The following is a 22,665-nucleotide window of genomic DNA, read 5'->3' on the forward strand; positions in this document are numbered from 1 at the left end:
TTTCTATTGATAAAGATTCTCCTCATCCCTGCCGATATTTCTGATACAGGCGGCAACACCGCCTCTCATTCCAATGTGCGCCAGCGATAGCACGCCCCCTGCCGCTAATACAGTTTAGTCAACATGCTTTCCTCCCCCCTTATGAAAGGCGTACATATGAATTGCATCTTCAGCGTGATCTGGAACCACAGCCGTAATGCTTTTGTGGTCGTCAGTGAGCTGACCACTCGCCGTGGAAAACGCAGTGACGTCCGTGCGATTCAGGTCGATGATCATTCAACCCCATTCAACGGCGCGATCACGCCGCCACCGTTTGCCATTGCCCTTATCTCATTCATTGTTTCATTCATGCCTGTTATCAGCATGGCCGCAGATTTGCCCACTGGCGGTAATGTCGTTCTCGGCAGCGGCCAGATTGGCGCGGCGGCCGATCATCAACTGACGATCAACCAGTCCGGCCAAAAAATGGCAATTGACTGGCAGAGTTTTAATATTGGCAAAGACAACAAAGTGACCTTTGTTCAGCCCGGCGCTGATTCGGTTGCCCTGAACCGGGTGATCGGTGCTGACGGCTCGAAGATCATGGGCCAACTCAACGCCAATGGCCGGGTGTTCTTAATCAACCCCAATGGCGTGCTGTTTGGTCAGGACGCCTCCGTCAGTGTCGGCGGGTTGGTGGCTTCGACACTCAATATCTCGAACCAGGATTTTGCTAACGGCAAGTACAGGTTCAGGGGGGATGGCAGCAACGCCAGCGTCATCAACCAGGGCACGATTAACGCTGCCGACGGGGGAGCCGTGGTGTTACTCGGCGGCACCGTCAGCAACCAGGGCGTGATTGTTGCGAAACAGGGTACCGTCGCATTGGCCGCCGGCAATGCGGTGACGCTGGACTTCGCAGGTGATGGCTTGCTTAACGTCCAGGTCGATGAAGCGACCAGAAATGCCTTGGTGGAAAACCGCCAGTTGATTCAGGCCGACGGTGGCCAGGTCATTATGACCGCAGCGGCCAGCAATGCGCTGCTCAGGACGGTGGTCAACAACACCGGTGTGATTGAAGCGCGAGGCTTGCAGAACAAGAACGGTAAGATCTCCCTCGGTGGCAGTGACAGCGGTCTGGTGCGCGTCGCCGGTACCCTGGATGCCTCTTCACCCCACGGCACGGGCGGCGCGATTCAAATCACCGGCCAGAACATTGCGCTCACATCCGCCACTCTGAATGTCTCAGGTGCCAGCGGTGGCGGCAGCATCAAGATCGGCGGCGACGCTCAAGGCAAAGGCCCCCTGGCTAACGCACAAGGTGTCAGCGTGGATGCGGGCAGCAGCCTCAAGGCTGACGCCGGAACCACGGGAAAAGGCGGCAACATAGTCGTCTGGTCCAACGGAACGACCGTGGCCAAGGGCAATTTCTCAGCCAGGGGCGGCACGCAAAGCGGTGGCGGAGGATCCGTAGAAACCTCCGGCCATCACGTTGACTTCACTGGCATCCAGGTGAACACCTCGGCAACCCAAGGCAAAACGGGTAACTGGCGGGTGGATCCTGAAGACCTGAACGTTGATGACGCTTCAGCGGCCACGATCAACGCCGCTCTCCTGAACACCGACGTCACCCTGCAAACTACCGGCACCCTCACCTCCACGGCAACAGGCCTCGGTGATATTTCCGTTAATTCAGCCCTGAGCTGGAGTTCACCAAACACCCTGACGCTGGACTCGTTCCACTCTATTGCGATCAATGCCAATGTCTCCGTCACCGGTGCAGGTGGTCTGGTGCTGGTGACGAATAACAACAGCAACGGTACCAGCAGTGGCAGCGGTGATCTCACGTTTGCCAAAGGCGTCTCGGCCAGTTTCACGGCACCGGAAGGCAGCGGGCAGCGTTTGAACATCAACGGTTCGGCTTACACGCTGGTTTACAGCATGGCCGACATCGACGGAATCGACGGGGATCCGGCTTCGTCTGGCGCAATTACAGACCAGACAGCGGCAGGCGGACTGGCAGGGCATTACGCCCTGGCCCGTAATCAGGATGCCAGTGGCGTCATATATACGAACGCACTCGTGGGGAGCAATTATGATTATGATTCGCCCTTCTCCGGCACCTTTGAAGGCCTGGGTCATACCCTATCGAATCTGACCATCACGGCTCCGGACGCAAACAACACGGGGCTGTTTGGCGACAATCAGGGGGCAACGGTTCGGGATCTGGGTGTAGTTAATGGCGCTATCAGCGGCGGATCTTACGTCGGCGGTATCGTCTCTATGAACCAGAGTTCCTCCTCTGTATTAAACAGCTATTTCAGCGGCACGGTGTCAACGTCATCCTCCGGCATAATGGTCGGGGGGATCGCCGGCTTTAATGGAAATAACTCGACGATTGCAAACAGCTATAGCATGGGCACGGTAACGGGCACCCGCTGGACAGGGGGAATAACGGGCTATAACGGCAGTGCCCTGGTGACAAACAGCCACAGCTCCAGCAACGTAAATGGCGGTAATGGTGACTACGTTGGCGGGGTCGTGGGCGCTAACGAAAGCGCCACTATCACTGACAGCTATAGCACCGGCAACGTGTCGGGCAATACACGTGTTGGCGGGGTAGCAGGCAACAGCTACCGGGGGTCGATTTCTGACAGCTACAATACGGGCAACATATCGGGCAACAGTTTTGTTGGCGGTATTGTTGGCCTTAACGATACTGCCAGCTCCCTCGCCAATAGCTACAATTTCGGCAATGTCCAGGCTGACTATAATGTGGGCGGGGTCGCAGGCTATAACGACAGCGCTATTTTCTCCAGTTATTCCACCGGTCAGGTGCGGGGAGCGACGGGCAGTAACGCTGGCGGTGCTATTGGCTACAATCAAGCCAATAGCACGGTGACAAACGTTTACTGGAATAGCGTCACCAGTGGCAACACTGTCGGGATTGGCGGCGGCGTCACTTCCGGGGTCACCGGTTTAACCCTCGCACAGTTACAGGGCGTATTACCTTCTTATTTCGATAATACCGTTTGGGGCACAGCCAGCGGTCTTTACCCCTATTTGAAATCCCAATATCCGAACGGCACACCGCAAGCCATTTCCGGCTTCGCTCAAAACAGCGATGCGGCTGGCCAGGTCTCCACCGTGATTAACGGCCTGGTGGTCGGTACCTCCTCCATCGGCGCCGGGGGTTACTACTACAGCCTGCTCGCGCCCGGCACCCTGGCGAACACTGATGTGTTCACCTACGCGCAAAGCGGCGGCAATCTGGCTAGTACCTTCACGCAGGGTGTGACGGGGACGACCAGTAACATCAATCTGACGGCTGACACGCTGGTACTGACGGGCAATGAAAACTCTCTGTCCTCGCTGCTGACAGATTTGAACGCGGCCAGCGGCAACGCAGACAGCGCCCACAAGCTGTTTACCCTCGATGCCAGTGGTCTGAACGCCACCGGTAATGTGCAATTCACCCGGGCCGGGAGTTTCATTTTTGACCAATCCCTGAGCGCTGTCGGCAGCAGCATCGTGAGCGTCGCAGGGGATTTGACCATCGCATTGGGCGAGCATGTCAGCGGGTCTGATGTGGTGTTATCCACTACGGGTGCCTTTATTAACAACGCGGGCAGTCATGCCGTTACCGCCTCAACTGTCGGCGGACACCACTGGGTGATTTATTCCAATACCCCCGCCACCGGTACCTTTGCCGGACTGAACAGCAACAATACTGCTATCTGGAATGCCAGCATTAATACCCTTCCGGCGAGCTCCGTAACCGGTAACCGGTACGTGTTCCGCTATCAACCGACGGTCACCTACACCCCGGCAAATGTCAGCAAGACCTATGGTGATACGGCAGATGTCAGCTCTGCGTATACAACCTCTGGAGTAAATGCCGGGGTTACAGGAGCATTTGCAGCCGATACCCTGGCTAACGTGGTAGCGGGCACTTTAGCGATAGCTTCGACGGGAACAGCGGCTACTGCGGGTGCAGGCAGTTACGCCATCCTGGCAAGCCAGGGGACTTTAAGCGGTTTGCAGGGTTACCTGGTCGCACTTGCAAGCCACGGAAACTTAACTGTCAATGCCAGAAACATCACCGTGGCGGCCAGCAGTGGCAGCTCAACGTACGGCGCGACCCCTGTTCAGCCAGCCCTGAGCGCCATCGGCCTGGTCAACGGCCAGGATGTGTCGGTACTGAGCGGTTTGAGCAGCACAGGCATTAGCGGCACCACCAACGTCGGCACCCATGTGGTGCGCGTGGAGGGCGTACTGACCAATGGCAATTACCGCGTGACTCAAACATCCGATGGCCAATGGATCGTCGCTCCCCGCGCCCTGGCCGTTATTGCTAACAACCTTGGCAAAATCGTCAACACCAGCGACCCGGCACTGACCTGGTTCACCAATGGAAATCTGGTTAACGGTGACCACCTCAACGGCAATCTGACGCGCAGTGCTGGCGAAACAGCCGGTCAGTACAGGATTGAACAAGGCTCGCTAAACAACAGCAATTACGCCATCGCTTTCACTGACGGTACGTTCAACATCGGTGTAACGCCGCTAAACCAATTGCTCAGCTTGCTCAGTGCCCCCGAAAACGTAGCGGTGGTGACCACCCAACCTCTGCGTAAATTACCGACCCCCACCACGTCTCTGGCGGTGCAGTTGCCGTCCGACAGCCTCTATAGCGTAATTGAGCAAGGCTTGCGCCTTCCGGAAGGACTTTGATTTATGCGTATCCGTCTTACTCCCATTGCCCTGGCTCTCCTGACGTTAACTGCCAGTACGGCCCGGGCTGAAATTGTGCCGGACGCGGGTCAGTCAATCCGTGAGATCCAAACTAAACCGCCGGTTTTACCGCCGCGCCAGACGCTGGAACTGAACCTTCCCGACACGCCGGACACTCATCCGACTGCCCGCGGGCCAACGATGCAGGTCGCGCAATTCAGGTTGACAGGCAATCAGGCGATCAGCAGCGCCGATCTGCTGCCATTGCTGGCTGACCTGCAAAATCGCACGGTCAGCTTTGGTGAGTTGCAGGCTGCGGCCGGGCGTATCACCCTGTTTTATCGACAGAAAAATTACCCGCTGGCACGGGCTTATTTGCCGGCTCAGGACGTGGAGAATGGCGTCGTCACCATTGCCGTCCTCGAAGGTCATTTTGGCGAAGTGAAGCTTAATAACGCTTCGCGCATCAGCGACGGCACGTTGGCTGCGCCGCTCCGCGCGCTGAAAAACGGTGAAGCGGTGCGCGCCGGCCCTCTGGAACGCAGTCTGCTGTTGCTTCAGGAAATCCCCGGCGTTGAAGTCCGGTCCACGCTGAAACCCGGCACCGCCGTGGGTGCCAGCGACCTGGTGGTCGATGCCCGCTCGGCGCCGATGGTTTCGGGTCAGGTGGATCTGGACAACTATGGCAACCGCTTCACCGGTGAATACCGTCTGGGCAGTACGCTGAACCTCGCCAGCCCGTCAGGCATGGGTGATCAGGCCAGCATGCGGATCATGGGTTCTGATGAAGATCAGCATTACTTCCGGGCAGCGTATCAGTTGCCGATCGGTCCGTGGGCGACGCAAGCCGGTGTCGCTTACTCGTACATGAATTATCAGTTAGCCAGGAACTTTGACAATCTTGATGCTTCGGGTAACGCGAAGATTGCCAGCGTGTTTGTGCAGCAGCCACTGATTCGCCTCCGGGATTTCAGCCTGACTGCGCAACTGCAATTCGATGACAAACGCTTAAGAGATGACATCGATCTTTACGACTATAAAAGTCACAAACAGTCGCATGTCGTGACTGCCAGTCTCAACGGCAACTCCCGCGACAATTTTTTGGGTGGCGGTTCGAATGCATTCTCGCTGGCCTGGAGCCAGGGCAACCTGACGCTGGATAACCCGCAAGACAAAGTGCTGGATGATCTCACAGCCAGGACTCGCGGCACCTTTCAGAAGATCAATCCTGGCATCGTGCGCCTGCAGCGCCTGACGGATCGGATCAGTCTTTATGGTCAGTTCCAGGGCCAATGGACTGACGGCAACCTTGATTCCTCTGAAAAAATCAGCCTCGGCGGCGCGTATGGCGTACGGGCTTATCCGGAAGGCGAAGCACAGGGTGACCAGGGGTATGTGACCAGCGCCGAACTGCGATACGCACTGACCGAGATGGTGCAGTTGTTCACCTTCGTCGATCATGGCGAAGTACGGCTGAACAAAGACACCTGGGCTGACGGCGAAAATCACCGCAGCCTTTCTGCTACGGGTGTGGGCTCGACATTGTCTGCCGGCAACTGGCATCTGATGGCGGTCGCGGCATGGAAACTGGGTAATGCCGATGCACAAAGCGACACGGATCGCACGCCCCGGGTGTGGGCACAGGCTAGTCGTACGTTTTGAGGGGATGTTTACGATGCCAACACATGTACCAACAGATAGTACTTGATGTCGGTTGATATAGGTAAAATCAGCTTGAACCATGAAGCACTAAAACCTGATAACTCACTGAATTTAATGCATAAAAATAGACGTCAGTTGACGTCTATTGACCTGAACCCTACAGGGCCCGAGCCTGTGACCTGCGGCTTAGAATCTCTAAGAACCGTGCAATAAATCATTAACTTACCGCATATAGCCCCCGCTCACACGTCCCAACATGCAAAAAGATGACAAGCGTTGTTTCGATCGCTTTCAAACGTTCAGACAAAGTAGCGATAAATTCTGCCTGGTCTTCATTACGTTTCTTTAATGCTTTTATCGCAGCGCCAGAATATGCGGCTGATACTCCAAGGGTGAGTTCACCCTACAGAAATAAATCGGGTTGCAGTCTGAAAATGAAATGAGAGAAGCTAATCCCTTTTGGTAAAAAAACCCTGCTGATACACTTACCGATTGATTCTTTTTAAAAATTTACTATTTATCGTCGAGGGCTACGTTTTGCTTTGGAATATCCTGACCTACTTTGGCGACAGCATGCTCATTTTGCCAACCGGAATAACCCTCGCTTTATTTATGTTATGGAAGGCTGACAACCCAGTCACAGCATTGATCTGGCTGATTATACTGGGTATTTCTGGCCTCGCGGTGAGCATCTCAAAGCTGTTGTTTCTCGCCTGGGGCATTGGCAGCAGTACATTTAATTTTACAGGCTTCAGCGGGCATACCACGATGTCAGCCACTTTATGGCCGGTCATGTTCTGGCTGATAGGCCAACGTTTTCAACCTGACGGACGCAGGCTGATGATTACTGCTGGGTATTTCATTGCCATTATGGTGGGTATCAGCCGGCTCGCACTGCATGCTCATTCCGTCAGCGAAGTGATCTCAGGATTAATTCTCGGCAGTCTTTGCAGCGTAACCTTTTTATATACACAACACGACCGCAACATGCGCTATTTCACATTCACTCCATTAGCTATTCTGCTTATTCTCCCTCTGTCACTGATGAGCTTTGGCAAGAAAGCACCCACACAGCAGCTTCTCGAACATATCGCTACGCAAATCACAGGCAAACAACCCTGGACGCGGGAAGAATATCAGCTTATGGCTGAGAAACCGGAAATCTCAAAAAGCGCGTGGAACTAAAGCAGAGATACTTACAATACCACTTGATTTGGGTATAACTGAGTTGACTTCGATAGAACTCGTGACAGAAAAATTCAGTAATTTCAGGGAGTATAAAGGATAAAAATCGAATTCAGCAGAGGTGTGTTGACTTGAAATGGTACGCCCTACAGGGCTCGAACCTGTGACCTACGGCTTAGAAGGCCGTTGCTCTATCCAACTGAGCTAAGGGCGCATTGCTTGTCCCTTTCGGGAGCGTTGCGGGTTCGGATTATACGGGCAGACCGGGATGAGTCAATGGCTTTCGAACTCACTGCTTAATGCCTGAACAATTTGCCGATATTCCCGGACTGTCTTGCAACGTTATGTGATAAGTATCGGCTATTTTTCGGATTTCAGCGCGGCAGCAATCACGCGGGCAGACGCGTGATAGGCTACACCTTCGTAAGCCGTCAGTTCCGGTCGTAATGTTTGTACGATACCTTTTTTACCAATCACCGCTGGCTGGCCGATATAAACGCCCAGTTGTTCATCGAGGGCAGACACCGGCCAGACACTGCGGGCGTCGGACAAAATGGCATCCACCAGCCGCGCTGTTGCAGTAGCGATGCCAAAACTGGTCCAGCCCTTGCCTTGCAGGATTTCCCAGCCACCGCCGCGCACAGCGTCGTTCATTGTTGCCCAGTCGACGTCACGGTCGCCTGCCAGTTCTGCCACCGGACAGCCGCCAAGTGTCACGGTGCTCCAGGCCACAAACTGTGATTCGCCGTGTTCGCCCATCACGTAGCCAGTGACGCTTTTCGGATCGAAACCGAAGAACTCACCGACCACGCGTTTCATGCGCGCGGTATCGAGCGAGGTGCCGGTGCCGAACACCTGTGCGTCAGGGAATCCGCTGGTCTGCTGAATAATCTGAGTAATGACATCGCACGGATTGGTGATATTGACGATCACGCCGCCAAAGCCGCTGGCAATCACGCGCGGGATCACTTCACGCACGGCGGCACGGGTCTCAGCAAGTTCTTCCAGACGATCTTCACGCAGCAAGGTTTTCGGGCCGACGGCGATGACCAGCACATCGGCATCATGCAGTTCGCTGTAGTCGTTGGCGATAACCTGCACGCGTGAGGTCGTCAGCGACGCCATATCCCGCAACTCCAGCGCCTGACTGGCCGCTTTAGGTTCGTTTTCATCCAGCAAGACAATCACGTCACACAGCCCCAGCGTGACCAGAGAGAATGCAACGTCAGCGCCCACATGACCGGCACCGATGATCCCCACTTTGCGTGTCATTTGTTTCTTTCCTTATGATTTAAAAAGAGTCATACCTAAAATAGACACTTTTTTCGCCACTGTCGCAGGTTAAATTCTCATCCGCAGATAACAAGTTATTCGCATTCAACGCCTGACAGCGCCCGCGGCTTCTGACAAAATAGGCGCATCCCCCTGCATTTATTAATTAATGGATTTATTCCCTGATGGCAGCAAAGATTATTGACGGTAAAACGATTGCGCAGCAAGTCAGAAGCGAAGTTGCAGCGCGTGTTCAACAACGACTGGCTGAAGGAAAGCGTGCGCCCGGTCTGGCCGTGGTGCTGGTCGGTGAAAATCCGGCGTCACAGATTTATGTCGCCAGCAAACGCCGTTCTTGTGAAGAAGTCGGGTTCATCTCCCGCTCTTACGACCTGCCAGCCACCACCACTGAAGGTGAGTTGCTGGACCTGATCGAAAAACTGAATAACGACAGCGAAATCGACGGCATCCTGGTTCAGCTTCCGCTGCCTGCCGGTATCGATAACATCAAAGTGCTGGAACGTATTCATCCGGATAAAGACGTCGATGGCTTCCATCCTTATAACGTCGGCCGTCTGTGCCAGCGCGCGCCGACGCTGCGCCCTTGTACGCCGCGTGGCATTGTGACGCTGTTAGAACGTTACGGTATTGAAACCTTCGGCCTGAACGCCGTGGTGATTGGCGCATCCAACATTGTGGGCCGTCCGATGAGCATGGAATTACTGCTGGCCGGTTGCACCACCACCGTCACCCACCGTTTCACCAAAAATCTGCGCCATCATGTTGAGAATGCCGATCTGGTGGTTGTCGCTGTGGGTAAACCGGGCTTTATTCCCGGCGAATGGATTAAACCGGGCGCGATTGTCATTGATGTCGGTATTAACCGTCTGGAAAGTGGTAAAGTTGTCGGCGATGTGGAATATGATGCCGCCGCCGAGCGTGCTTCCTTTATCACACCGGTGCCGGGCGGTGTTGGCCCGATGACGGTCGCGACGCTGATTCAGAATACCTTGCAGGCGTGCGAGGAATATCATGACGTCAGCGCCAGTAAGTCTTAAACCCTTTGCACTACACAAAAAGTCAGGAATACATGGAAACTTTCTTTCTCGAAAAACACCCGCACGTTGAACTGTGCGATCTGCTCAAATTTATGGGCTGGTGTGACAGCGGCGGTACGGCGAAAGCAGTGATTGCCGAAGGTCAGGTTAAGGTCAACGGTAAAGTCGAAACCCGTAAGCGCTGCAAAATCGTTGCTGATATGAACGTCGAGTTCGCCAGCAACAAAGTCGTGGTGAAAGCGTCCGAATAATCTTTCCGGTAGCGTTGCACGACAAAAGAAAATGCCCTGCAAGCGAAAGCTCACAGGGCATTTTTTTATTTATCGGCAGAGTGACAGGCCGAAGGCAAATTACTGCTGCGTCACCCACAACACCGGCCATTCGCCACCGCTGCTGTAACCGTCACAACTGGGTTCAGAGGCAAATGCCGCCAGCCGGAACTGTTTACCATCAAACACCCAGCGTGAAGACACGCCACAATCACCGATGCCGCGCCCTTTATCGTAAGTCGAGAGCATACCGGTTTTCGGGTCGAAATCAGCGTTGATCAGTTCCGGCGAATCATCATCTTCGCCCAGTTTGAACGGCATATTCAGCGCCAGATTGTCCATTTTATAAGGCGCCTGACGCGAAACCAGGAAGCCCAGCGCATACAGGTTATACGCGCCCATGTCGCAGTTGACAGTCATCAGGGCTTTATCGTTGCTCAGCGCGAAAATATGCACTTCCCGTTCGGAAGGGTCGAGGCTGCAATCATTATTCTCAATGGTGGCGGCGGCGTTCTGCGTGATGGCCGAAATCTCAGTTTCGGATAATGCATGCGGTTCACTGAAACGCGGCAGAACCGGCGTGGCAGGAATGGGCGGCACGGTATTCGCCGGTTTCGCACCACGATTAATCCAGGCCGTTTTGGTGCCAACGCGCCCCTGCTGCGCATCAATGGCCAGCAACGCGGCTTTGATCCCTTTCAGTGAAACTTCCGGTTTAACGGGCTGAGCCGGGTCAGCTTTCACTGCCAGCTGAATACTGCTGCCTTCGCGGATCGCGGCAATAAAATCATTCACCACCAGACGGTTAGTGGTGGAAAGATGTTTTTTACTGACATCCCATTCACGGTGATTAAAACTCAGTGTCTTACCGTTCATCTGCAAGCGGCTGGCAACCGGCGCATCCGTCGTCTGCTCATCACTGTTACGCTGGTAATCAATGCTGACGGAGGATTTCCCTTCCGGCCCGGCTTCGCGGGTGATTTTCATCACCAGTTCCTGCCCGTCCTGCGAATTACGCGCGACGCAGTGATTCAGGTTGTCACAGCTGACCTGCCAGTCGTTATAAATAGCCTGCAACGGCTCAGCCTGGGCGCTAAAAGCCAGCATGGTGGCCAGCAGGCATAAAGGGGCGGTTATCCATCTGCACATTATAAGTTTCAGCTCTGTTCGAAATTATCTTTCTGATAATAGCGTAACCCTCGCCAGGAGACTGCCTTCAATGCAGCATTTTTTACCCGAAATTATAAAGAGATACTCCACCCGCAGGGTTTGCGGCAGACAATAATTTTTCATGACATACGAGAAGCCGCAATGGTGACGCAGGGAAACTTTCAGTACACTGGCTGAGCCAAAAACAAACAATAATGGCGAAAAGGATGAAGATCATTTCTCTGGGAGATACGGATGAAGTTATTGATTTTGATGATAACGCTGTTATCACTGCCGGCGCTGGCTGAAGAGCCTCCGGTGGTGTACGCCGGCACACTGGGTAAAACCAGCATTGTCGTCGAACTCGATTTAAATAAACCTGACGAAGTGACCGGACGGTATTTCTATCAAAAATACCGTCTGGATCTGCCGCTCAACGGAGCGCTGGATGGTCAGGAACTGAAATTACAGGAAGGTCTGGATGATTTCGACGATACACCGCGCCCTGAACTGACGCTGACCAAAGATGAAAACGGTGACTGGCAAGGCAACTGGACCAACCCGCAGGGCAAAACACTGCCGGTTAAGCTGCAACCCGCGCAGTTACCGGCAGCCGCCACGGACGACGGCTATCTCAGTTCGCTGATCCACACCGATCCGTACGAGTATTTGCGTTTATCCGCGCTGCAACTGAAAGCGGGCAAAAACGAAAACTTCATGGGCTATCAGCTGCAATGGTGGACGGAACCGCAATCAAAAATCAGTTTCTTTGAGATTGTCTCCGGTTATCCGGAAGCCAGTTTACCGGCCATTAACCAGAAGCTGCGCGCCCGTCTATGGCAGGAAGTCAGCGGCTGGCATGCCTGTATGCTCGGGGCAAGCCGTTTTGGTCAGGGAGAATATCAGCAAACGGTGACGCCGAAGTTCATGAGTCCCGATGTGGTCAGCATCAGCGTATTTACCTCTTATGACTGCGGCGGTGCGCATCCTGATTTCGGCGAAGCGCCGATCAACCTGAACGCCAAAACCGCAGAAACGCTGACGCTGGAAGATGTGATTTGGGTGGGCGATGGCGCACCGTTCCACTATCTGAATGCTGAAGATCGCGCCCTTACGGGTAAAAACGATGTGGATTTCGATACCTTCGCGCAGTACCGCGATAAGAAATGGGCGCCGTGGCTGGTGAAACAACTGACCGCGGCTTATCCGCAACAGATGAAAAAGCCGACGGAAGAAAGCGAAGACGATTGTGATTATTCAGACCCGTCGGTCTGGCAATTCCCGGCCTGGTATTTCACGCAAAAAGGGCTGTATTTTGATCCGACGTTTGCCCGTGTCATGCGTTCATGCGAAGGCCCGGAATGGTCCGTTCTGCCATGGTCTGCCATGAAAGGCCACGCGGGCAGCACCGCAATAAACCTGGAACACTGAAATAACAAAGGCACCCGCGGGTGCCTTTGCCTCAGATGCATTTTCGCCGGTCATCTTTACGCCAGCCAGCCCTGAATCTGCGCATATTGCAGCAACATAATGGTTTTGCCATCTCTGATGCGGCCATCTTTGATCATCGCCAGCGCCTCGGTAAACGGCACCTCCAGCACATCAATGTCCTCGTCTTCCACGCCGCCACCGGCGTTCTGACGCTGCGACTCATCGTATTCTGCCGCGAAAAAATGCACGATTTCGGTCACGCTGCCCGGCGACATATAGGCTTCAAACAGTTTATCTACCTTGCCCACTGCAAAACCGGTTTCTTCAATGGCTTCTTTACGGATGCAATCTTCCGGCGAATCGTTGTCGAGCAAACCGGCGCAGGTTTCCAGCAACATACCGGTCGGGTTGCCATTGACGTAGGTCGGCATACGGAACTGTCTGATCAGCAGAACGGTTTTTTTAGGACGGTTATAAAGCAGAATAGTCGCGCCATTTCCCCGGTCATACACTTCACGGGATTGCGGCTGGCGTTCGCCATTACGTTTGATTAAATCGTAGGTGTATTTGCGAAGAACATACCAGTTATCAGAGAGTAACTGGTTTTGAACGTTTTCGATCCGGGATGACTTGTCATCAGATGACATAAAGCGTGCCTCCGCTCAGAGGGTGAGAGAAGCCAGACATCATAGCGGCATTACATCGCGCACGCCAGATTCAGCCGTGCTCAATTGCATTAAGCAGTTGTTCCCGATGGCGTTCAACCCACTTCGCATCCAGCGGCCCCCAGCCTGAAAGCTGATAATAACCGTCATTATTGCGCACACCCTGCTGCACAAATTCCAGTTCGACACCCATACCCGGTAGCGCTTTCAGTACGTCCTGCAAGGTGCGGCGCGGCCAGCCGGTGATTTCCATCAGTTTTGGTACGTTCGGTTTTTGTTCAGAGTCCAGCAACCAGCAAAGGTAGAGACGACGGGCGAAAACCGAATTTAACATCAAACTCATCTGAACGGCTCCAGTGTGGACATACGAATGCGTGTCATAAAAAAGCAGGCTGTCAAAGCGTAGACGGTATCAGCGAATCTGTCTGCGGCATAACCCTGTGTACAGGGAGGTTTTTTTACATTATCTCCTTTATTTCTCCACGTTTTATGCGACATGAGAAGGTAAAGTGCATTGACGTAGAACTCCACTCTAACACTTGCTCAGTCCCGTCGGGACGGTTCCGCCTCTGAGACTGCCTATGAGAAAATAGCGCTCAGGGGATTTTTTTGTCAGATTACTGACGTTCTGTTTGTTTGCTGATGTTAGTTACTCACGCCAGAGTGACAACGAGGTTCCTGAAGCATGGCTAACTTTTTTATCGATCGCCCAATCTTTGCCTGGGTTTTAGCGATCATCATTTCCTTGTCCGGCGCACTCGCGATCTATTTTCTGCCGGTTGAACAGTATCCCGATCTGGCTCCGCCAAACGTCAGGATTTCTGCAACCTATCCCGGCGCATCAGCACAAACATTAGAAAATACCGTTACCCAGATTATCGAACAGAACATGACCGGCCTCGATAATCTGATGTACATGTCATCGCAAAGCAGTAACGACGGTAAGTCGCAGATAACCCTGAGCTTTACCGCCGGTACCGATCCCAACGAAGCGCTGCAACAGGTGCAAAACCAGTTGCAGCAGGCGCTGAAACGCCTGCCGCAGGACGTGCAGACGCAGGGTGTGACGGTGTCAAAAACCGGTGACACTAACCTGATGATGGTGGCGTTTGTCTCCACCGACGGCAGCATGGATAAGCAGGATATCGCCGACTATGTGGCGTCCAACATTCAGGATCCGCTGAGCCGCGTGCCTGGCGTCGGCAGCATTGATGCTTACGGTTCACAGTACGCGATGCGCATCTGGCTGGATCCGGACAAGCTCAATAATTACCAGCTGACCACCGCCGATGTGGTCACCGCCATCAAAGCGCAAAACAGTCAGGTCGCTGTCGGTCAGCTCGGCGGCGCACCTTCTGTGGATTTTCAGGCCCTGAATGCCACCATTAATGCCCAGGCACAGTTACAGACGCCGGAACAGTTCCGCCAGATCACCCTGAAAGTGAATCAGGACGGTTCGCAGGTCAAACTTGGCGATGTCTCCACCATCGGTCTCGGCGCGGAAAACTACGCCCTGCTCAGCCGGTATAACGGACAGGCTGCATCAGGGATGGGCGTTAAACTGGCGTCCGGTGCCAACGAACTGCAAACCGACAAAGCCGTCCGTGCGCGCCTTGATGAGCTTTCTCACTATTATCCGCACGGTCTGAAAGCCGAAATCGCTTACGAGACCACGCCGTTTGTTAAAGCGGCGATCACCGACGTGGTGAAAACGCTGTTTGAAGCGATCGTGCTGGTGTTCCTGGTGATGTATCTGTTCCTGCAAAACTTCCGCGCTACGCTGATCCCGACAATTGCCGTGCCGGTGGTCTTGCTGGGGACGTTCGCCGTGCTGCATCAGTTCGGTTACAGCATCAATACTCTGACGATGTTCGCGATGGTGCTCGCCATCGGCCTGCTGGTGGATGATGCCATCGTGGTGGTGGAAAACGTCGAGCGCGTGATGAGTGAAGAAGGCCTCAGCCCCAGAGAGGCCACGCGAAAATCGATGGGACAAATTCAGAGTGCGCTGGTCGGTATCACCATGGTGCTGTCGGCGGTGTTCGTGCCGATGGCATTCTTCGGCGGTACCACCGGCGCGATTTACCGCCAGTTCTCCATCACCATTGTCTCGGCGATGGTGCTGTCAGTGTTCGTCGCGCTGACGCTGACACCAGCGCTGTGCTCGACCATTCTCAAACCTGTCGCGCAGGGACATCATCACGGTAAACGCGGTTTCTTCGGCTGGTTTAACCGCATGTTTGACCGCAACGCACGTCGCTACGAAAACGGCGTGGCGAGGGTTCTGCGTAACAGCCTGCGTTATATGCTGGGATATGCCGCACTGGTCGCCTTGCTGGCAGTGATGTTTATCAAACTGCCCACCTCCTTCCTGCCGATGGAAGACCGTGGCGTGTTCACTGTTCAGGTTCAGTTGCCGCCGGGTTCAACGCTGCAGCAGACACAAAAAGTGGTGGAAAAGGTCGAAAAGTATTTCCTGACTGAAGATAAGAAAGACGTGCTTTCGGTGTTCTCAACCATCGGTGCTGGCCCCGGCGGTAACGGGCAAAACGTTGCGCGTATGTTCGTGCGCCTGACGCCCTGGGATGAACGCACCGGCACCGACGATTCTTCCTTTGCACTGATTGAGCGGGCGACCAAAGCGTTTAACAAGATAACCGAAGCCCGCGTGATCGCCAGCAGCCCGCCTGCCATCAACGGTCTGGGCAGCGCCACCGGCTTTGATATGGAATTACAGGACCACGCCGGGCTTGGTCATGATGCGCTGATGGCGGCGCGCGATCAGTTGCTGGCCATGACATCCAAAGACAGCAACCTGACCCGCGTGCGTCACAACGGTCTGGATGACAGCCCGCAGTTGCAGATCGATATCGATCAGGTGAAAGCGCAGGCGCTGGGCGTGGCTATCTCTGATATCAACAGCACGCTGAGTACCGCGTGGGGCTCAACCTACGTCAATGACTTCGTTGACCGTGGCCGTGTGAAGAAAGTCTACGTGCAGGCCGCGGCACAATACCGCATGCTGCCGGACGATATTGACCGCTGGTATGTGCGAAACTCCGCCGGAACCATGGTGCCCTTCTCCGCTTTCGCCACGTCGAAATGGCTGACAGGTTCGCCGCGTCTTGAGCGTTACAACGGCTATTCCGCGCTGGAAATTGTCGGTGAACCGGCAACGGGCATCAGCAGCGGTACTGCGATGGATGACATGGAAAAACTGGTCGCGAAGTTGCCGGTGGGTATTGGTCTGGAATGGACCGGTCTGTCGTATCAGGAAAGACTGTCAGGTTCTCAGGCACCGGCGCTGTATGCGATTTCCCTGCTGGTGGTGTTCCTGTGTCTGGCGGCGTTGTACGAGAGCTGGTCCATTCCGTTCTCCGTCATGCTGGTGGTGCCGCTCGGCGTGCTCGGCGCGGTGATTGCCACCTGGCTGCGCGGGCTGGAAAACGATGTGTATTTCCAGGTCGGTATGCTGACCATCATCGGTTTGTCAGCGAAGAACGCCATTCTGATTGTCGAATTTGCCAATGACCTGAATGTTCGCGGGAAGGAACTGCTGGAGGCCACGCTCGAAGCCGCCAGAATGCGTCTGCGTCCGATTCTGATGACCTCGCTGGCATTTGTTTTCGGCGTTTTGCCGATGGCGACCAGCATGGGGGCCGGTTCAGGCAGCCAGCACGCCGTCGGTACCGGTGTGATCGGCGGGATGATTTCCGCCACGGTGCTGGCGATTTTCTTCGTACCGCTGTTCTTTGTATTGATTCGCCGTCGTTTCCCGGGCAAACACACTGCACCGGTAATTGCTGATATCGTGGAAACGGCCCCCGCCGAACACCGGTAAAAACGCCGGATCGCAGGCAACAAAAAAGGCGTTAATTCACATTAACGCCTTTTTTATTCATGATTTACTGGCTGTGAGAATCGTCGCTAAATGCAACGTAATGGTCTTCCTGAACAAACGTTTTTTATAATGACGTGCTGCACTGAGAATAAATCTTTTCTTTGCTTTGTCGGTAACGATGTGGGCAATTACGCTTTCAACATACGGTCGATAAAGTCTTTCCAGTGACCTAATTCTTGCTCTAACATTTTACTCCCCTTGATTGGACGCTGGCAGTATACGTTTATTTTTTGACCATGCAAAAACTCCGTGACTAATTTTTAAGCGCGATCACAATCCCGCCCCGTCTGGATCCTGCCGGCGTTTTGCCTCATTATGTGTCCTTCTCTGACGCCACTTATCAGCGCAGCTAAAAAGCGCTTATTTTACTGACAGGTTACGTTTTTCTATGGCAACAACTTCAGCTCAAAACTCATTTATTCTCTACGGCATAAAAAATTGCGACACCGTTAAGAAAGCCCGCCGCTGGCTGGAAGAAAACGGTGTTGAATGCCAGTTTCATGATTATCGGGTCGAAGGGCTGGATGCCGCGTTGCTGCAGGATTTGTTAGATAAACAAGGCTGGGAAGCGATGCTCAATACCCGTGGCAGCACCTGGCGCAAGCTCGATGAGGCCACGCGCGCAGCCTGTGATAACGAAGCCAGCGCCAAAGCGCTGATGCTCGAACATCCGGCTGTCATCAAACGTCCGTTTTTACTGGCGCCAGAAGGCCAGTCTCTGCTGGGATTCAAACCAGAAAGCTATCAGCAATTCCTTGCACAGGTGAAGTAACATGAGTTGTCCGGTTCTCGATTTAGCGCAACAGTTAATCCGCCGCCCTTCCCTCAGCCCGGACGATGCGGGTTGCCAGGAGATTATGATTGCCCGCCTTGAGGCCATTGGTTTTCACATTGAGCCGATGCATTTTGGCGATACCCTGAATTTCTGGGCGACACGTGGTGAAGGCAAAACCCTGGCCTTTGCCGGGCATACCGATGTGGTCCCTACCGGCGATCACAAGCTGTGGGTTACCGGCCCGTTTGAGCCAACGCTGCGCGACGGCATGTTGTATGGTCGCGGCGCGGCAGACATGAAAGGCTCACTGGCGGCGATGGTAGTGGCAGCAGAGCGGTTTGTCGCCGCCAATCCCCATCATCAGGGTCGTCTGGCTTTTCTCATCACTTCTGATGAAGAAGCCAGCGCCGTCAACGGCACCGTCAAAGTGGTCAACGCGCTGATGGCACGCAATGAGCGCCTTGATTACTGTCTGGTCGGCGAGCCTTCCAGCACCACGCGCGTCGGCGATATTGTGAAAAATGGCCGTCGCGGTTCCATGACCGCCAACCTGCATGTGCATGGCGTTCAGGGGCATGTGGCGTATCCGCATCTGGCGGATAATCCGGTACACCGCGCCATGCCCGCGCTGAATGAGCTGGTCGCCACCGTGTGGGATAATGGTAACGAATTCTTCCCGCCAACCAGCATGCAAATTGCCAATATCAACGCGGGCACCGGCAGCAACAACGTCATTCCGGGCGAACTTTATGTGCAGTTCAACTTCCGTTTCAGCACCGAGCTGACTGATGCCATCATCAAACAGCGCGTCGCCGAATTACTGGATCGCCATAACCTGCAATACACCCTGAACTGGGTGGTTTCCGGCCAGCCATTCCTGACATCACGCGGTGAGCTGGTGGATGCCGTAGTCAATGCGGTGCGCCATTACAGTGAAATCACGCCGGAACTGCAAACTACCGGTGGTACCTCTGACGGGCGTTTTATCGCGCTGATGGGGGCGCAGGTGGTTGAACTCGGGCCGGTCAACGCGACTATCCACAAAATCAATGAATGCGTACATGCCGCCGATCTGCAGGTGCTCAGCCGCATGTATCAGCGCATCATGGAACAATTAGTCGCATGATCACTCACGAGATGCTGACCGGACGCTCCGCTGCGCATCTGGTGATTATCGACGACGGGCCGCATCGTTTGCAGAAGGAAGCGGCGCAGGCATTCGAAAAAATGCGTCTGGCAGCCCGTGAAGCCGGTTTTGACTTGCAACCGGCCAGCACCTTTCGTGATTTCGATCGGCAACTGGCTATCTGGAATGGCAAATTTCGCGGCGAGCGACCAGTATTAGATAAGAACAGTCAGCCGGTGGATGTCAGCGCGCTGACGACAGCAGAACGTTGCGAGCTGATTTTGCGCTGGTCTGCGCTGCCGGGTGCAAGCCGTCACCACTGGGGCAGTGACCTGGATGTGTACGATCCTTCATTGTTACCGGCGGGTAAGACGCTGCAACTGGAGCCGTGGGAATATGAAGAAGGCGGGTATTTTTATCCGCTGAACCAATGGATGTCAGCGCATATGACAGAATATGGTTTTTACCGGCCATATGCGGAAGATCGCGGCGGTGTGGCTGTCGAACCCTGGCATCTGAGTTACCGCCCGCTGGCGGCAGAATGTGAAAAACAGCTTACGCCGCAGGTGTTGATCAGTTCCTGGACCGGAAAAGACGTCGCTGCTGCAGACTGGTTAGCCGGGCAAATGGACACTCTTTTCCCGCGATTTATCGCCCTCTCACCCTTTTAAGGAGTACACCATGGAGTGGATTAAAGATTACTGGTGGATCGTTCTGATCATTCTGGTCGGCATGTTTATCAGCGGCATCAAAGAGCTGAACCGCGTTGATGTGAAAAAGTTCCTGAAAGATAAACCTGAGATCCCGCCGCATCGCGACAACAATGCCGAGTGGGATAAAGATGACGACTGGCCAAAGAAAAAGTAATCCCACCCCGGTAGCATCTCACTTTTAATCAATATTAGTCGGCGGATAATCTAGCGATTCTCCGCCGATTGACTTTACCTCCTGCCGTTATCATTCAACATGAAACTGATGCACGGAGAGAACAAGTCTTTGCAAACATTACCTATTACCCGGGCGGATCAGGCAGTGCCTGAACGCTTTGACGCGTCGAAATTTCTGGGTCTGGCTCCGTTTCTACGTATGAGCATCGCGGGCGAGGAATGGTCTGACATCGCGCAGATACTGATCACCCGTGCGCAACAGACCCCGGATGACGCCGTATTATGGATGAACCTTTCCACTGTCATGCTGTGCCTGCAACGCACTGAACTGGGTTTGACGATTCAGAATCAGGCACTGGCGATGCAGCAGGTCTATACCCTTTGCCCCGCGCTACAACCGGCGAAGTTACGCTTACTGATACTCATGGTGCCCGGCACGCTTTCCGCGAATGTGCCGCTGGATTGCCTGCTGGAAAACAGCGACATCGAGCTGATTTATTACTACATCACGCCCGAAGCCCCTTTTGAAGCCCCGATCCCTGAACATGATTTACTGATGGTCGGCATCAGCGCCACTACCGAAAATCTGTTCCTGTTGCAGCAACTGGAAGATGTCACGGAACATTGGCCGGTGCCGGTGATCAATGCGCCACAGCATATCCCGAGCTCTGAACGCCAAACCGCCAGCCGCCTGTTGCAAAACCAACCGGGTTTAGCCATTGCCCAGGCGCATGCGATGACGTTTGCGGCGTTATCTGCCGTCGCTGCCGGAGAAACCACGCTGCACGCTGCGCTGCCTGACAGCAGTTATCCGGTGATCCTGCGCCCTGCGGGTTCGCACGGTGGTCACGGTCTGGAAAAAATCACCGGTCAGGAAGAACTGGCTGATTATCTGACCCGCGTGCAGGTTGAAGATTATTTCCTGTCGCAGTTTATTGATTACAGCAATGAAGACGGTCAGTTCCGTAAGTACCGCATTTCGTTGATCGACGGCGTGCCGTATGCCTGTCATATGGCGATTTCATCCCACTGGATGGTGCATTACGTTAACGCCTTCATGTATGAAGATATCCAAAAGCGTGAAGAAGAAGCCGCATTCCTGAACAACTTCCACGAATTTGCCACCCGTCACCAGCAGGCGCTGAAAGCGATTTATGACACCACGCAGCTCGACTATCTCGGCATCGATTGCAGCGAAACACCGGACGGCGAATTGCTGGTGTTTGAAATTGATCCGGCGATGGTGGTGCACGCAATGGATCTGGAAGTGATGTTCCCGCACAAAAAAATCCACATGAATAAAGTTAAAACAGCATGCCGCGAGTTGCTGTTATCCCGTGCCTTTGCGCACACCGACACCTCTGCTGATGCGTTTAAAGGACAAGAATAAACATGATTTCACGTAACGCCCTGAACTTCTCCGGTGGCCCTGGCGCATTGCCGGAAACCGTTCTCACTCAGGTTGAAGCCGCGATAAAAGAAGTGCCGGAAGTCGGCCTGTCGATCCTCGGTATCAGCCACCGTTCAGACTGGTTTGCCGCCATTGTGCAGGAAACCGAAAACAACATCCGCACCCTGCTCGGCTTGTCGAAAGATTTCCATATCCTGTTCCTGCAGGGTGGCGCAACGCAGCAGTTTTCGATGGTGCCGATGACGCTGTTGCGCGGTCAGAAGCATGCGGCAGAATATCTGGATACCGGTTACTGGAGCAGTAAAGTCGTGACCGAAGCGCGTCGCGAAGGGCCGGTAAAAGTGTTGTGGAGCGGCGAATCGTGCGGATTCAACCGTCTGCCCTCTGACGAAGAACTGGCATTCTCGCCTGATGCGCCCTATCTGCATTATGTCTCGAACGAAACAGTGGAAGGGTTACAGTTTCAGCGCGTTTTGGGCCGCGACGACGTACCCCGCGTCTGCGATATGTCTTCCGATTTCCTGTCCAAACCGTGCGATGCCAATAAGTTTTCAGTCATCTACGCTCATGCGCAGAAAAACATCGGCCCGGCGGGCGTCACCATCGTGCTGGTGCACGATACCGTGGTGAAAGCGTCATCTGACGAATTGCCATCATTCCTGAATTACCGCCGCCAGGTGGAATCTCATTCCAACCTCAATACGCCGCCGGTATTTGCGATTTATGTGGTGCTGCTGGTCACCCGCTGGCTGCTTAACGACGTCGGCGGTCTGGAAAATATGGAACAAACCAACCGCCATAAAGCAGAACTGCTGTATGCAATGCTCGACAACAGCGACGGTTTCTACAATGGCTGGAGCAGCAAAGCCGACCGTTCACACATGAACGTTGCGTTTAAGTTGCCGGATGCGGATCTGGAGAAGAAATTCCTGGCCGAAAGCCAGGAAGCTGGCTTCTCAGGTCTGGCAGGGCACCGTGCGATTGGCGGCATCCGTGCCTCTATCTACAACGCCCTGTCACTGCCAGCGGCAGAAAAGCTGACGAACTTCATGGATGATTTTATGCGTAAAAACCGCAAATAATCGCCTCAGTCAGACATTAAAAAAACGCCCCCGGTTGTGATGCAGCCGGGGGCGTTTTTCAATAAAAGTGGCAATGAAA

The 22,665-nt window shown here is 54.1% G+C and carries 17 protein-coding genes and 1 tRNA gene; 13 read left to right on the forward strand and 5 right to left on the reverse strand.

Annotated features, from left to right (window positions below; genetic code table 11):
* Nucleotides 1–156: 156 nt before the first annotated feature.
* The 3 genes from AC1DUO_RS03575 to AC1DUO_RS03585 all read left to right on the forward strand — a co-directional run bounded on the left by AC1DUO_RS03575 (nucleotide 157) and on the right by AC1DUO_RS03585 (nucleotide 7,560).
* The gene (locus AC1DUO_RS03575; RefSeq protein ID WP_119261861.1) at nucleotides 157–4,713 is read left to right on the forward strand and encodes a two-partner secretion domain-containing protein; all 4,557 of its coding nucleotides are present in this window, start codon (nucleotides 157–159) and stop codon (nucleotides 4,711–4,713) included.
* A 3-nt stretch (nucleotides 4,714–4,716) separates the two neighbouring features.
* On the forward strand, nucleotides 4,717–6,375 hold the full coding sequence (locus tag AC1DUO_RS03580; protein ID WP_112151691.1) for a ShlB/FhaC/HecB family hemolysin secretion/activation protein: 1,659 nt from the start codon (nucleotides 4,717–4,719) through the stop codon (nucleotides 6,373–6,375).
* Between the two features lie 537 nt (nucleotides 6,376–6,912).
* Nucleotides 6,913–7,560: a phosphatase PAP2 family protein gene (locus AC1DUO_RS03585; RefSeq protein ID WP_126124260.1), complete on the forward strand. Its 648-nt coding sequence runs from the start codon at nucleotides 6,913–6,915 to the stop codon at nucleotides 7,558–7,560.
* A 137-nt stretch (nucleotides 7,561–7,697) separates the two neighbouring features.
* Here AC1DUO_RS03585 and AC1DUO_RS03590 read toward each other — a convergent pair.
* Both AC1DUO_RS03590 and AC1DUO_RS03595 read right to left on the reverse strand, forming a co-directional pair.
* A tRNA-Arg gene (locus tag AC1DUO_RS03590) sits at nucleotides 7,698–7,774 on the reverse strand.
* A 146-nt stretch (nucleotides 7,775–7,920) separates the two neighbouring features.
* A complete protein-coding gene (locus AC1DUO_RS03595) occupies nucleotides 7,921–8,832 on the reverse strand; it encodes an L-lactate dehydrogenase (protein ID WP_112151693.1) in 912 nt (303 codons plus the stop codon).
* 185 nt (nucleotides 8,833–9,017) lie between these two features.
* On the opposite strand from AC1DUO_RS03595, the gene folD reads away from it, so the two are divergent.
* On the forward strand, nucleotides 9,018–9,890 hold the full coding sequence (gene folD / locus AC1DUO_RS03600; protein ID WP_013576534.1) for a bifunctional methylenetetrahydrofolate dehydrogenase/methenyltetrahydrofolate cyclohydrolase FolD: 873 nt from the start codon (nucleotides 9,018–9,020) through the stop codon (nucleotides 9,888–9,890).
* 32 nt (nucleotides 9,891–9,922) lie between these two features.
* Nucleotides 9,923–10,141 carry a ribosome-associated protein YbcJ gene (gene ybcJ, locus AC1DUO_RS03605; protein WP_013576535.1) on the forward strand — a complete coding sequence of 73 codons (219 nt, stop codon included), beginning with the start codon at nucleotides 9,923–9,925 and terminating at the stop codon, nucleotides 10,139–10,141.
* 99 nt (nucleotides 10,142–10,240) lie between these two features.
* On the opposite strand, the gene AC1DUO_RS03610 is transcribed toward ybcJ, so the two are convergent.
* Nucleotides 10,241–11,308, reverse strand: coding sequence for a DUF1176 domain-containing protein (locus AC1DUO_RS03610; protein WP_037036947.1), 1,068 nt, complete (start codon nucleotides 11,306–11,308; stop codon nucleotides 10,241–10,243).
* A gap of 255 nt (nucleotides 11,309–11,563) precedes the next feature.
* Here AC1DUO_RS03610 and AC1DUO_RS03615 point away from each other — a divergent pair, with 255 nt between their 5' ends.
* A complete protein-coding gene (locus AC1DUO_RS03615) occupies nucleotides 11,564–12,739 on the forward strand; it encodes a hypothetical protein (protein ID WP_013576537.1) in 1,176 nt (391 codons plus the stop codon).
* A gap of 56 nt (nucleotides 12,740–12,795) precedes the next feature.
* Here AC1DUO_RS03615 and nudK read toward each other — a convergent pair whose 3' ends face one another.
* Together nudK and AC1DUO_RS03625 are read right to left on the reverse strand one after the other, a co-directional pair.
* The gene (gene nudK, locus AC1DUO_RS03620) at nucleotides 12,796–13,386 is read right to left on the reverse strand and encodes a GDP-mannose pyrophosphatase NudK (protein ID WP_013576538.1); all 591 of its coding nucleotides are present in this window, start codon (nucleotides 13,384–13,386) and stop codon (nucleotides 12,796–12,798) included.
* A gap of 70 nt (nucleotides 13,387–13,456) precedes the next feature.
* Nucleotides 13,457–13,747, reverse strand: coding sequence for a winged helix-turn-helix domain-containing protein (locus AC1DUO_RS03625; RefSeq protein WP_112197529.1), 291 nt, complete (start codon nucleotides 13,745–13,747; stop codon nucleotides 13,457–13,459).
* A 342-nt stretch (nucleotides 13,748–14,089) separates the two neighbouring features.
* On the opposite strand from AC1DUO_RS03625, the gene acrD reads away from it, so the two are divergent.
* The 7 genes from acrD to AC1DUO_RS03660 all read left to right on the forward strand — a co-directional run bounded on the left by acrD (nucleotide 14,090) and on the right by AC1DUO_RS03660 (nucleotide 22,586).
* On the forward strand, nucleotides 14,090–17,245 hold the full coding sequence (gene acrD / locus AC1DUO_RS03630) for a multidrug efflux RND transporter permease AcrD (RefSeq protein WP_015690282.1): 3,156 nt from the start codon (nucleotides 14,090–14,092) through the stop codon (nucleotides 17,243–17,245).
* Nucleotides 17,246–17,693: 448 nt separating this feature from the next.
* A complete protein-coding gene (locus tag AC1DUO_RS03635; RefSeq protein ID WP_477986528.1) occupies nucleotides 17,694–18,077 on the forward strand; it encodes an ArsC family reductase in 384 nt (127 codons plus the stop codon).
* Nucleotide 18,078: 1 nt separating this feature from the next.
* Nucleotides 18,079–19,206 (forward strand): succinyl-diaminopimelate desuccinylase, encoded by a 1,128-nt coding sequence (dapE, locus tag AC1DUO_RS03640; RefSeq protein WP_013576542.1) that lies wholly within the window; start codon nucleotides 18,079–18,081, stop codon nucleotides 19,204–19,206.
* A complete protein-coding gene (locus AC1DUO_RS03645; protein WP_015690284.1) occupies nucleotides 19,203–19,877 on the forward strand; it encodes a M15 family metallopeptidase in 675 nt (224 codons plus the stop codon). Before dapE ends, AC1DUO_RS03645 begins: the two co-directional genes overlap by 4 nt.
* A 10-nt stretch (nucleotides 19,878–19,887) precedes the next feature.
* Entirely contained in the window at nucleotides 19,888–20,073 is a 186-nt protein-coding gene (locus tag AC1DUO_RS03650) for a YpfN family protein (protein ID WP_013576544.1), read from the forward strand.
* A 129-nt stretch (nucleotides 20,074–20,202) separates the two neighbouring features.
* A complete protein-coding gene (locus tag AC1DUO_RS03655; RefSeq protein ID WP_223509232.1) occupies nucleotides 20,203–21,483 on the forward strand; it encodes an ATP-grasp domain-containing protein in 1,281 nt (426 codons plus the stop codon).
* Nucleotides 21,484–21,485: 2 nt separating this feature from the next.
* Nucleotides 21,486–22,586: a phosphoserine transaminase gene (locus tag AC1DUO_RS03660; protein WP_013576546.1), complete on the forward strand. Its 1,101-nt coding sequence runs from the start codon at nucleotides 21,486–21,488 to the stop codon at nucleotides 22,584–22,586.
* Nucleotides 22,587–22,665: the final 79 nt, after the last annotated feature.

The organism is Rahnella sp. P4_A8, assembly GCF_056402435.1.